The sequence below is a fragment of the Bacillus sp. 01N42_2 genome (assembly GCF_056399565.1).
The window spans coordinates 678,432-691,046 of sequence record NZ_JBFTRO010000001.1 but is presented as its reverse complement, the minus strand read 5'-3'; the positions used below and the strand labels follow the sequence as shown (position 1 = coordinate 691,046).

The following is a 12,615-nucleotide window of genomic DNA, read 5'->3' as shown; positions in this document are numbered from 1 at the left end:
GCAACGGAGCTTAAGCTTCTGCGAGCGGCCTCTTTCCCCATGCTAAGCGTCCCATGATCAGCCCGAAAGCCAGAAGGGCAAACATGATGCCGCACCACATCAGCTGATGGATTCCCAAATGTGAAATAAACCAGCCGCCCGCCGCCGTTCCGATGGTGATGCCGAGGTTGGAAAAGGAGACAAACAGGCTGTTGCCGAATTCGGGGGCCTCCTTTGCTTCCGCAGTAAGCCATGTCTGACTCACAATGAGACCGCCGGAATGAACGGCGCCCCATACGAAGACAAGGACGGCCATCGGTGCGAAAGACGTCCCAAACCCGTATATGAGCAAGTAGGCGGCTGTATAAAGAAGCGGAAACAGGATGACGGTCTTTTTCATATTTTTGTATAACAAAGCGCCGAAGACGAAATTCCCGGCTATCATAATCACCCCAAAGCTCATCAGCATAAAGCTGACCCATGTGCCGTTCATATGGGACACCCGTCCGAGGTACTCCGCAAAATAGCTGTAGACAGAAAACATGGCCGCAAAGAGACAGGTGACGGCAGCGATATTAAGCCACAAGGCCGGTTTGCGAAGGATGCCGAGCTGGCTTCTGAAAGACATTTTTTCTGTGACCGGCATGGATGGCAAAAAGAGAAGAATGCCCATGAACGCGATGAGACTGACGATCGCGCCGAATAGGAAGGCTGATTCAAGGGAGAGACGCTCAGCCAAATAGGATGTGAAAGGAACGCCGAACGCAAAGCCGGCGGTGATGCCTGAAAAGACTTTCGTTACGGCTTTTCCGGATTGGCCGGCGGGCACAAGGCGGGCCGCGGCCGCAAGCGCTACAGAAAAGAACACGGGGTGGCATAAAGCCGGAATGATCCGAAACGCAAGCATGACACTGAAATGCGCCGTATACGCGTAGACCGCATTAGAAACGGCAAACATCAGCACCGTCAAAAGCAGAATGTATTTCCGGTTTATACCTGAAGCAAGCAAGGTCAAAAACGGCCCCGACACAGCGACGATGAATGCGAAAATACTGACAAGCCATCCCGCTTTTGAAGCAGAAATATGAAATCTGTCCGCCACTTGCGGAAGAACCCCGATGATGCCCATCTCGGTTGTAATAATCCCGAAAACCCCTAGTGCCAAAAATAGAATGAAGATGGAACTGCTTTTTTTCATTGTTATGTATGCCTCCTTTTATAACTACATATATAGAAAAATAGATATGTTAGAACGAAAAAGCCCTCCTTTCATGGTTATAGCTGGTGCTGAACATAGTCAGCAAAGGCTTTAATTTGTTTTTCATTCCTTCTGTAATAGGTCCACTTTCCGATTCGTTCAGATTCCAGCAGGCCGGCTTTTTGCATGGTCAGCAGGTAGCTGGAGATGACGGACTGCGCAAGCCCCGACTTTGCCTGAATATCACCGACGCAAATTCCGGTGCGGAAACTGAGGCCCTGCTCAAGATAAGGCCTTTCATCAAAATGGTCCTCCGGGTGTTTAAGCCATGTCATAATATCACTTCGTGTTTTGTTGGATAACGCTTTATGAATCAATATCGGTTCCATAACGTTTATTATATCTATTTTTCTGGATTTGTAAATTCGTTTTTTAACGAAACGCTTCTCAAAATAAGTAAAAACCGTGTTAAAATATAACATATTATCAGATTACCGGTAAAAAATCCGGGTATTTGTCAGGAGGATATTCACATGAATCAAAAGAAAAAAGGTACGGTCGCGGTGACCTTGCTGTCCGCTCTGATGTTTTGTCTGTTGCCGGTCATCGTCTCGCTTTCTCCGCTTGCAGAAACGGGGCCGAACGCGAATCGTTTTAACTCTGCAGGCATGTGGGCCGCCGTCGGCCAGATCTTTGTTATATATGCGGTCCCGTTCATTATGTATGTTCTCGGTGTTCGTGTCATGAAAATCATCATGGCCGTTTTTTGCGGAATCGGGCTTATCATTTGCGCGGCTGTCTTGTTGGTGGCGCTATTGGCCGCCATTTCCTTAGGGCAGGAGCTGTCTCTTTATTACGGTCTTCTCGTTTGGTCAGGCGCGGCTTTTATCGTCAATGTGGTGTGGTACATTGCCGCGTTTCGATCATCCCCGAAGCATCAGCAGCAGTCTATGTGACATTTGTTCTATAAATCTACTTAAAATACAAATATTTCATAGGATGATTATGGTATGATGAAAGCGGTATAGCAGTTTTTAATAGAAACGGGAGGAACTGACATTGAAAAAAAAGACAGCTTCACTTCGAATGAAAACATTGGCGGCCGGCGCTGCGGTTGCTGCGGCTTTATCTGTGGGAGCGGTTTCTGATCTGCCGGGGGCAAAATGGCTGCATCCAGCGGCTGCTCAAGCTGCGGAAACGGTATTTAAACAAAATCATGCGGCATCCGGTTTCTTGACGGGACGGTATGACGCGCAGGCGATGTCTCCGACGATGTTCAACTGGTCAAGGGAAAGCCGGTTCACAAGCACTGCCGACGGATCGTTAAAATGGGAAAAGAATGTCCCGGCCAATCCTCAAAACGGTGCGGGAGCCGCGGTTGACGGAGACGGCACCGTATTTATTCAATCAAAAGACGGGAAGCTGACGGCATATCATCCGGACGGTTCTGTGAAATGGGTGACGGAAAACCTCGGGACAACCTATACGCTGACTCCGGTGCTCGGAACAAACGGTGTCATTTATCTTCCTTCTCACGATAAAAAACTGTATTTCATCGACAAAGAAACCGGAAACATTTTAACTTCAGTTCCGCTGAGCGCAGCGCCGAGTTCCGATGCGGCTATCGGTTCTGACGGCACGCTGTATGTGTCGACGCTGGATAACTATATTTATGCGATTAAACCGACGTCGCCTTCGACATGGACGCAAAAGTGGAAGTTTAAAACAAACGGCGTGGTCGGCTCCGCTCCCGTGTTAGCATCAAACGGCACGCTGTATACGGCAACGTACAATAATATCTTTTATGCGATCAATTCCGGAACGGGCCAAGTGAAATGGTCAAAAACGACGTCCAACGGGTTTAAAGGCTATCCGGTTATTGACAGAGACGGCACCGTTTACGCCGGAAACCAAGACGGCAGCTTATACGCCTATACATCAACGGGTGCTGTAAAATGGACGTTCCCGTTAAATGGTTTCTCGAGCTCTTCATTAGCGATTGACCATAACGGCAATGTGTATATCGGTTCCGGAAGCGGCGAACTGTTTTCCATCAGCAAAACCGGTAATATGAACTGGTCTTTCTATACGGACGGGCCTGTGAGAACGGCGCCGCTGATTGATGCAGACGGCAATGTGTACTTCGGCTCCGACGATAAAAACGTCTATGCGGTTGACGCTGACGGTAATGAAAAATGGCGCTATCAAACAGACAGCAATGTCATTTCCTCCCCGGTTCTGGCTGAAGACGGCACGCTTTACGTCGGCACTTATACGAAACTGCTCGCATTCGGGGCAAAAAAATAATAAAAAAGAATCCGCGTCATCTGCGCGGATTCTTTTTTTATTTAGAGGCTTGAATAAAAACGCCTTTTTCATGAGAAAATTCTTTAAAGCCGTACACACCGTGATATGAACCGATTCCGCTCGTATTAACGCCGCCGAACGGAAGGTTAACGTCAGTGAAATGAACGACGACATCATTGATAGAAGCATTGCCGGACGTCGTGTGCTGCAGAACATAATCGATCAGCTCCTGATTACGGCTGAATACATATAAGGCAAGCGGCTTATCCCGTTCAGTGATGTAATCAACGGCTTCACTAATATCTTCGTAATTCATAATCGGCAGAATCGGTGCGAAAATTTCCTCTTGCATGATCTTCATATCAGGCGTGACGTTTGTCAGCACGGTCGGAGAAATCGTGCGGTCATGCGCATCGAATACGCCGCCGAAGGCCGTTTTCGCCCCTTTTTCAATGGCATCATCATATAGAGCTTTGACACGGTTAAAGTTGCGCTCATTGACAATCTGCGTGAATTTATTGCGGTCAACCGTATGATCATCCTCCATAAAACCTGCATTGACAATAGTTTGCAGGAGATCTGTAAAGGTGTCCTGTACATCTTCCTTCATAAGGAGATAGTCAGGAGCGATACATGTTTGCCCCGCATTGACAAATTTGCCGACGGCGATTTTTTTCGCTGCGTCCATTAAATCATAGCCGCTGTCAATGATCGTCGGGCTTTTTCCGCCAAGCTCAAGCGTGACGGACGACAAGTGCTTCGCCGCTGCCGTCATGACGATTTTGCCGACATTCGTGCTGCCGGTGAAGAAAATGTGGTCAAACGGCTGATCGAGCAGTTCTGTCGCGACATCAACCTCACCTTCAAAAATGGCGACTTCTTCTTCATGAAATGCTTCACGAATGACTGTCGCGGCAATATGGCTCGTCTCCATCGTAAAATCAGACAGCTTCACAATCGCGCTGTTGCCGGCCGCAATGGCGGCGGCAAGCGGAGCCATCGTCAGCATAAACGGATAATTCCATGGGCCGAGAATTAAGGTGACGCCTTTTGGCTCGTACATTAATACGCCGTCAGCGTCCGGGCTGACGGATGAGCCGACGCGTTTCGGCGCCATCCAGGTGTCGAGATTGTTCATATTATCTTTAATCGCCTTGATCGTTCCCTGCGTTTCCGCTCTTTTCACCTCATGATAAGGCTTGCGGACGTCCCGTCTGATCGCCTCGATGATTTCTTCTTCATGAGCGGTGACGGCATCTAAAAAGCGCTGAAGCTTTTCTCTGCGCTGCTCGGCTGTTGAAGCACGCAGTGTTTTTTGATTTTTTTTCTGAAGCTCAAAGACGCGTTTGATGTCTGCTTTTATATGCTGATCCATCGGTCTTCCTCCTCTGGTTGCTTTTTTGTTTCTTCAGGGCCTATTATAGTGTGATGTGATTTTGCGGCAAAGACAGCGTAAATGCATCTATACGTTACCGTACAAATTGCGGTGATCTGTCTAATGAAAGGAGTGTCTCTTATGCCGGATTCTGTGACAACTGACATCAAACAAGCGCTCTTGGTTATGCTTGGGGAGCGGGATATCCGCCGTGTGACCATGAAGGATATCGCCGAACGGGCGCACGTGAGCCGGGGGACACTGTACCTTTATTACGAGGATAAATATGCAATTTTAGAAGATATAGCGGAAGAAATGAAGGACGGGCTGAGTGAAGCGCTGTATGATTCGCTGAAGCATAAAGATGTGCTTCATTTAAATGGCGGCTGGCAAAAAGTGCATCCGACCCTGTCTTTTGTTGACCGGCACCGGGTGTTTTTCCAAACGATGATGGATCGTCAAAAAATGCCGTATTTTCACTTTCATGCGTTTTTTAAAGATGTATTTCGGCATGATGTGCTTTTGTCACCGGTGAATGCAAATTTCTCACCGACCGAACAGGATATGTACATTCATTACCGCTCTTTATACACGTATGCCATTGTGTTGTACTGGCTGAATGAGGAGCCCGGGGCATCACCGGAAGCGATCAGCGGGCAGGTGTGGGATTTGATTTCTCAAAAACGGTTTTACTGGCTGTTCGGCCGCCGAGTGCCGGAACAAGAAGAAAAAAAGCCCGCCGACCGGCGGGTGACACGGACGAGGCAGGCCTTGCAAGAGGCTATGATCGGCTTAGCAGCGGAAAAAAAGGATTACGCGGCGATTACGATTTCCGATATTGCCCGTCAAAGCAACCTCCGCCGTGCCACTTTTTATGACCATTACGCCAACAAAGAAGCGTTGCTGAAAACGATCATCCATCAATCATGCCGGGAGCTGATCGGATTATTGACGGTAAAGGGAGATCCTGCTGACTGCTCCATGGAAGAAGCGGAAGCTGCGCTCGTCAGGCTTTTTTCCGCACTGTCGGAAGGCATGCCGCTCGTCCATTTTTTGAGAGAGGGTTCCGGAGTGCCTGACGTCATCCCGGAAATGTTCAGAGCGCTGCAATCGTTTTATCTTCATCAGCCTCTGCACATTCAGGCGGGCAAAAAGCTCTATGCATACTATGTCGCATCCATGCTCGTCGGTCTGATTCAATATCGCCTTCATGAAGGAAAAGATCACGCACCGGACATGCTGGCCCGGGAGTTTCTGCAGTTTTTGGATGTGAAGAAGTATCGGGTGATTTTGCTGTGAAGATGATGAAAAAGAACTCCCAAAACAGGCGGAGTTCTTTTTTTCTGTTTTCTTTGAGAAGTGCCGATATGAAGTGTCCGGCGTTATCCCTTATAAAAAAAGAAATTCTGCTGCCAAACATGACAAATGTCATATCCGGGGCATGATGGCTGCTACTACAAAAGCGTCTGGCGCCCCGTTATACTTGGGATCATAATGAAAAAGAAGGGACGTGACATCCATGATCAATCACGCCGCAACTCAAAAACAAGCGTCTTTAAAAAAGCAGGTTGCCGCATTTTCCGGCGCCGATACAAAGCATAGTGTCATTCAGCTTCTCAACACGTTTGTACCGTTCTTTGCCCTTTGGTTTCTTGCTTACTTCAGCCTCGATGTCTCCTATTTTCTGACCCTCGCCTTTACTGTAATAGCAGCGGGATTTTTGACAAGAATCTTTATTATTTTCCACGACTGCTGCCATCAATCCTTTTTCAAACAAAAGAAGCTGAACCGGCTGTTTGGGTTTATTTCAGGTGTGCTGACACTGTTTCCGTTCTCTCAATGGCAGCGCAGCCACTCCATTCATCATGCGACAAGCAGCAACTTAGATAAACGGGGAACAGGCGATATTTGGATGATGACCGTCAAGGAATACAACGAAGCTTCAGCCTGGACAAAAGTACGCTACAGACTTTATCGCAATCCGTTTATTATGTTTATTCTCGGCCCGATTTACGTATTTCTGATTAAAAACCGTTTCAATGTAAAAGGCGCCCGCCGCAAGGAACGCTGGAACACCTATTTCACGAACGCGGCGATTGTCTTATTGGCTGCTGCGACGTGCCTGCTTGTCGGCTGGGAAAACTTTTTGCTTGTTCAGGGTCCGATTTTCCTTATTTCGGGGTCAATCGGCGTCTGGCTCTTTTATGTCCAGCATACGTTCGAGGATTCTTATTTTGAAGCCGATGAGCATTGGGACTATGTGCAGGCCGCGGTAGAAGGAAGCTCCTTTTACAAGCTTCCGAAGCTTTTGCAATGGCTGACGGGCAATATCGGCTACCATCATGTCCACCACTTAAGCCCGAAAGTGCCGAATTACAAGCTGGAAGCGGCTCACGAGGGGCACGAGCCTTTAAAAAATGTACCGACCATTACGCTTAAAACAAGTCTTGAATCCATGAAATTCCGTCTGTGGGATGAGGATGAAAAGCAATTTGTCACCTTTCGGGAGGCGCGGAAAACACCGCCGCCCCAGCAGGTGCCGAAAGAACCTTTAAAGAAAAATGCCTGATATGGCGCGCGGCTCTTTCTGTTATCAGAAAGGGCCTGCTCTTTATGTGTGAGGATGCAATAAAGGCGGCGTTTTGGTAAAGTGATGGTAGACACAAGCGGCAGAAGGTGGAATAAGGATGAAGAAATATTTTAAATTTCAAAAACTGAATGGGATTTCTCCTTATATATGGACGATTTTTTTCATCTTGCCTTTTTATTTTATTTTTAAAAGCTCTTCTACCTTTGTCATCGTGGCCGGCATCATTTTCACGCTTGTTTTCTTTGGCGCATACCGCTTTGCATTTGTTGCAAAAGGCTGGCCGCTTTACTTATGGGCGTTTCTTCTGATCGGCATTTCGACCGGATCAGTCATGCTGTTCAGCTATATTTATTTCGCTTTCTTTATCGCCTACTTCATCGGCCATATCCGGGACAAAGTTCCATTTTACATCTTATATTACATTCATATCATCAGTGCGGCGATTGCCGTCAACTTCAGCCTTGTTCTGAAAAAAGACTGGTTTTTGACGCAAATCCCGTTTATCGTCATTACTCTGATCAGTGCCATCCTGCTCCCGCTCAGCATTCGAAGCAGAAAGGCACGAGAGCGCCTCGAGGAGAAATTAGAATATGCAAATGAACGAATCGCGGATCTTGTGAAGCTGGAAGAAAGGCAGCGCATCGCCCGGGACCTTCACGATACACTTGGACAAAAGCTCTCCTTAATCGGACTGAAAAGCGACCTTGCCCGGAAGTTGATTTACAAGGACCCTGAACAGGCCCGCACCGAGCTGAAAAGTGTTCAACAGACGGCCCGCACCTCCTTAAATGAGGTCAGACAAATTGTCTCGTCGATGAAAGGCATCCGATTGAAGGATGAGCTCGGCAATGTTCGGCAAATTCTTGAAGCGGCAGGAATTGAATTTGTGTATGAAGAAAAAGAAGCGCCAAAACATATCTCTCTGCTGAACGAAAACATCGTCAGCATGTGCATTAAAGAAGCCGTCACCAATGTCGTGAAACACAGCGGCGCCAAAGTATGCCGCATCACCATTCAGCAGCTTTGGAAAGAGGTTGTCATTACGGTAGAAGACGACGGCAGCTTTCAATGCAGAGAAGACCGTTTTTTTTCACAGGGAAACGGCCTGCTTGGAATGAGAGAACGGCTTGAATTCGCGAATGGCAGTTTAGCCATCGATACAGCTGCCGGAACAAAGCTGACCATGAGAATCCCAAATGATTCAAAATCAAAAGAAAAGGATGGTAGCAGATGATCAACATCTTCATTGCCGAGGATCAGCAAATGCTGCTTGGCGCACTCGGTTCGCTGTTGAATTTAGAAGAGGATATGACGGTTGTCGGCCAAGGCACAAGCGGCCAGGATGCCATCGATTTCGTGGAAAAACACGCTCCTGACATCTGTCTGATGGATATTGAAATGCCCGGGGTATCAGGACTTGAAGCGGCGGAAAAACTCAAGGACAGTGATGTGAAAATCATCATTTTGACGACCTTTGCCCGCTCCGGCTATTTTCAGCGGGCGCTAAAAGCGGGCGTCAGCGGTTACATGCTCAAGGACAGTCCGAGTGAGGAGCTCGTCAGCGCCATCCGCAGCGTTATGAAAGGAAGACGCGTCTACGCCCCTGAATTAATGGAGGACATCTATGGTGAAGAAAACCCGCTGACTGAACGGGAAAAAGCGGTGCTCGAACTCGTCGCAGACGGAAAAAATACGAAAGAAATCGCAAACGCCCTCAGCATCAAAAGCGGAACAGTCCGCAATTACGTTTCGATGATTCTGGATAAATTAGAAGTGAAAAATCGAATTGAGGCCATTACCCGATCAAAGGAAAAGGGCTGGTTTAAGTAACCAGCCCTCCTTGTTCAGCCAGTGTTTTTGCACTGGCTTATTTTTTTAGCCGTCACTCTGTCTCTTCCTTCCACTTCTTATCAATCAGCATTTTCCCCGGCCATGTGTATGCCATGATGCCGCCGTCTGCGGTGATGTCTTCTCCTGTGACGTAAGAACTGTCGTCTGAAGCGAGGAAGAGCGCGACAGCCGCCATTTCTTCCGGTTTTCCGAGCCGGCCGAGCGGCGTGATCCATTTGTTGGCTTCACGGAACGCCTCGCCCATTTCGTCTTCTTTCGTGCCTGCCAATTTATCAATGAGCGGCGTTTCAATCGTGCCCGGCGATAAGGAATTGACACGGATTCCGCTTCTGGCGTAATCAATGGCCATTGCTTTAGTCAGGTTCGTGATTCCGCCTTTTGCGGCGTTATAGCCGGAGCGGTCAAGGTCTGCGGCCCGGCCTGACATGGAGGAGGTGTTAATGATAGAGCCTCCCTTTTCGAGCATAAGCGGAATGAGATATTTGCTGCACAGAAATGTGCCGCGCAGATCGACGGCGATGATCCGGTCAAAAAGCTCGACCGGGTATTCATGGACTTTGCCGCCCTCTTGGTCAACACCGGCATTGTTAAAAAGAATATCAATTGTTCCGTACTTTTGCTGAATGCCGTCTGCAAAAGACTTTACGTTTTCTTCGTCTGATACATCAAGATGAAAGGCCTCTGCTTCTCCGCCGTTTTTTCTGATGGCGCTGACGGTTTCATTCAGTTCGCTTTCATTGATGTCACCGCAAATCACGCGGGCGCCTTCATCGGCGAAAACCCGTGCCGTCGCTTGTCCGATGCCTGTCGCAGCCCCTGTGATGATTGCGGTTTTGTCTGTTAATCTTCCCATATTGCGATTCCTCCTTTTTCTATATCTGTTCCCGCTGATTAGGGGGATAAACATATAGAACTTCATTTCTAAATACCTATTAAATATGTTAATATTATGTATATACATCATTGGGAGGCTTACATATTTTGAAGATACAGCATAAGAAGGAGATAGCGCTTTATTGTTATACCGTTGTCCCTATATGGTTTGCTATCTCCATCGTCATCGCTATTTTTTCTCATGACATCACATTTCCTCTCACCGTAAGAAATGTTCTGCATGAGTTTTTGCGAAACATGGGATCTCTTCTCTTATTTAGTTTGTTTTTCTACCCGTCATACATATGGATGAAGAAGGAATTCGGCCGCTGGAAAGAAGAAGAAAGGAGAGGATGATCAGCATTCTCTCTTTTTTATTGATAAAATGGGTGAAATGAATCCATTAACATGTTAAATTTACAATATATGCATCTGCTGATCCAGTTGACAATTGTCACCGCATATGATAAATAGATGCTGAAAAGATTTTACATACCATCAAAGCATAATTAAAGGAGAGATCTGAAGTGCGGAAAAAAAAGTTTAAAGCAGAATCCAAGCGTTTGCTGGATATGATGATTAACTCCATTTATACGCAGAAGGAAATTTTTCTCAGAGAGTTAATTTCCAATGCGAGCGATGCGATTGACAAAATCTATTACAAGGCGCTAACCGATGATTCTTTAACGTTTGATCAAGACAATTACTACATAAAAGTGACGGCGGACAAAGATGCAAGAACGCTCACTGTCACAGATACCGGTATCGGAATGACAAAAGACGAGCTTGAACAGCATCTCGGAACGATTGCGAAAAGCGGTTCACTCGCTTTCAAGCAAGAAAATGACACGAAAGACGGCCATGACATTATCGGCCAGTTCGGCGTCGGGTTTTATGCGGCGTTTATGGTGGCTGATAAAGTCACGGTGAAAAGTAAAGCGCTCGGCAGTGACGAGGCGTATGTATGGGAGTCGGAGGGGGCTGCCGGCTACACGATCGAGCCGTGTGACAAGGAAACCGTCGGTACGGAAATCACCCTGAAAATAAAAGAAAACACAGAAGATGAAAGCTATGATGAGTTTTTAGAAAACTACCGCATCAAAGCGATCGTGAAAAAGTACTCAGACTTTATCCGCTACCCGATCAAAATGGAAGAGACGGTCAACAAGCCGAAAGAGGGCAGCGAGAACGAGTTTGAAGAAGTTCAGGAAGAACAGACGGTCAACAGCATGGTGCCGATCTGGAGAAAAAACAAAAGCGAGCTGACAGATGAGGATTACGAGGCTTTTTACGCCGAGAAGCATTACGGCTTCGATAAACCGCTGACCCACGTGCACATCAGCGTAGATGGAGCGGTGCGCTACAATTCGATTTTGTTTATTCCGGAAAACATGCCGTTTGACTATTATACGAAGGAATTCGAAAAAGGATTGGAGCTGTATTCCAACGGCGTGCTGATCATGAACAAATGCGCCGACCTGCTTCCGGATCATTTCAGCTTTGTAAAAGGCATGGTGGATTCTGAAGATCTGTCGCTGAACATTTCCAGAGAAATGCTGCAGCATGACCGCCAGCTGAAGCTGATTGCGAAGAACATCAATAAAAAAATCAAAGCCGAGCTGAAGAGCCTGCTGAAGAACAAAAGGGAAAAATACGAATCTTTCTATGAATCTTTCGGCAGACAGCTGAAATTCGGCGTCTACAATGATTTCGGCGCGAATAAAGACGTATTAAAAGACCTGCTTCTTTTCTATTCTTCTAAAGAGAAAAAGCTCGTCACACTGGATGAATATGTGTCCAGAATGCCTGAGGATCAAAAATATATCTATTACGCGTCCGGCGATTCATATGAGCGGATTGAAAAGCTGCCGCAAACTGAAATGGTGGCGGACAAAGGCTACGAGATTCTATATTTCACGGAAGATATTGATGAGTTCGCGATCAAAATGCTGACAAGCTATGAGGAAAAAGAGTTCAAATCCGTATCTAGCGCCGACTTAGGCATCGACAGTGACGAAGATGAAAAGCAGACTGAAGCCGAAGAAAACGAATATAAAGACCTGTTTGAAAGCATGAAAGACATTCTTGCGGATAAAGTCAAGAATGTCAGAGCATCAAAACGCTTAAAATCTCATCCGGTCTGCTTTGCGACAGACGGCGAAGTGACGATCGAAATGGAGAAAGTGTTAAACGCGATGCCTGACAGCCAGCAGGTCAAAGCGGAAAAAGTGCTGGAAATCAACCCGAATCACGAAGTGTTTGAGACGTTAAAGAACGCGCACGGACAAGATCGGGAAAAGCTTGCTTTATACACAAATCTTCTGTACAATCAGGCGCTTCTGATTGAAGGGCTGCCGATCCATGATCCGGTCGAATTTACGAATGATATTTGCAAAGTCATGGTATGACGCCAAAAAAGGAATCGCCCATCGGGGGCGATTC

At 47.0% G+C, this 12,615-nt stretch carries 11 protein-coding genes; 7 read left to right on the top strand and 4 right to left on the bottom strand.

Going from position 1 to position 12,615, the window contains the following annotated elements; all coding sequences use genetic code 11:
- Positions 1–10: 10 nt before the first annotated feature.
- Together AC1DN5_RS03555 and AC1DN5_RS03550 are read right to left on the bottom strand one after the other, a co-directional pair.
- A complete protein-coding gene (locus AC1DN5_RS03555) occupies positions 11–1,177 on the bottom strand; it encodes an MFS transporter (protein WP_366969922.1) in 1,167 nt (388 codons plus the stop codon).
- Positions 1,178–1,254: 77 nt separating this feature from the next.
- Positions 1,255–1,566: an ArsR/SmtB family transcription factor gene (locus tag AC1DN5_RS03550; protein WP_015240918.1), complete on the bottom strand. Its 312-nt coding sequence runs from the start codon at positions 1,564–1,566 to the stop codon at positions 1,255–1,257.
- A 144-nt stretch (positions 1,567–1,710) separates the two neighbouring features.
- Between AC1DN5_RS03550 and AC1DN5_RS03545 the strand changes: the two genes are divergently transcribed.
- Both AC1DN5_RS03545 and AC1DN5_RS03540 read left to right on the top strand, forming a co-directional pair.
- Entirely contained in the window at positions 1,711–2,133 is a 423-nt protein-coding gene (locus AC1DN5_RS03545; RefSeq protein ID WP_366969921.1) for a DUF5391 family protein, read from the top strand.
- A 130-nt stretch (positions 2,134–2,263) separates the two neighbouring features.
- A complete protein-coding gene (locus AC1DN5_RS03540; protein WP_188154527.1) occupies positions 2,264–3,484 on the top strand; it encodes an outer membrane protein assembly factor BamB family protein in 1,221 nt (406 codons plus the stop codon).
- Positions 3,485–3,521: 37 nt separating this feature from the next.
- Here AC1DN5_RS03540 and AC1DN5_RS03535 read toward each other — a convergent pair whose 3' ends face one another.
- The gene (locus AC1DN5_RS03535; RefSeq protein WP_366969920.1) at positions 3,522–4,859 is read right to left on the bottom strand and encodes an aldehyde dehydrogenase family protein; all 1,338 of its coding nucleotides are present in this window, start codon (positions 4,857–4,859) and stop codon (positions 3,522–3,524) included.
- Between the two features lie 141 nt (positions 4,860–5,000).
- Between AC1DN5_RS03535 and AC1DN5_RS03530 the strand changes: the two genes are divergently transcribed.
- The 4 genes from AC1DN5_RS03530 to AC1DN5_RS03515 all read left to right on the top strand — a co-directional run bounded on the left by AC1DN5_RS03530 (position 5,001) and on the right by AC1DN5_RS03515 (position 9,279).
- The gene (locus AC1DN5_RS03530; protein WP_366969919.1) at positions 5,001–6,158 is read left to right on the top strand and encodes a TetR/AcrR family transcriptional regulator; all 1,158 of its coding nucleotides are present in this window, start codon (positions 5,001–5,003) and stop codon (positions 6,156–6,158) included.
- Positions 6,159–6,378: 220 nt separating this feature from the next.
- Entirely contained in the window at positions 6,379–7,428 is a 1,050-nt protein-coding gene (gene desA / locus AC1DN5_RS03525) for a Delta(5) desaturase DesA (RefSeq protein WP_016937409.1), read from the top strand.
- Between the two features lie 118 nt (positions 7,429–7,546).
- Positions 7,547–8,683, top strand: coding sequence for a sensor histidine kinase (locus tag AC1DN5_RS03520; RefSeq protein WP_064779183.1), 1,137 nt, complete (start codon positions 7,547–7,549; stop codon positions 8,681–8,683).
- Positions 8,680–9,279: a response regulator transcription factor gene (locus AC1DN5_RS03515; RefSeq protein WP_016937411.1), complete on the top strand. Its 600-nt coding sequence runs from the start codon at positions 8,680–8,682 to the stop codon at positions 9,277–9,279. Before AC1DN5_RS03520 ends, AC1DN5_RS03515 begins: the two co-directional genes overlap by 4 nt.
- A gap of 52 nt (positions 9,280–9,331) precedes the next feature.
- On the opposite strand, the gene AC1DN5_RS03510 is transcribed toward AC1DN5_RS03515, so the two are convergent.
- A complete protein-coding gene (locus AC1DN5_RS03510; RefSeq protein WP_045925586.1) occupies positions 9,332–10,153 on the bottom strand; it encodes an SDR family oxidoreductase in 822 nt (273 codons plus the stop codon).
- A gap of 547 nt (positions 10,154–10,700) precedes the next feature.
- Between AC1DN5_RS03510 and htpG the strand changes: the two genes are divergently transcribed.
- Positions 10,701–12,581: a molecular chaperone HtpG gene (gene htpG / locus AC1DN5_RS03505; RefSeq protein ID WP_016937414.1), complete on the top strand. Its 1,881-nt coding sequence runs from the start codon at positions 10,701–10,703 to the stop codon at positions 12,579–12,581.
- Positions 12,582–12,615: the final 34 nt, after the last annotated feature.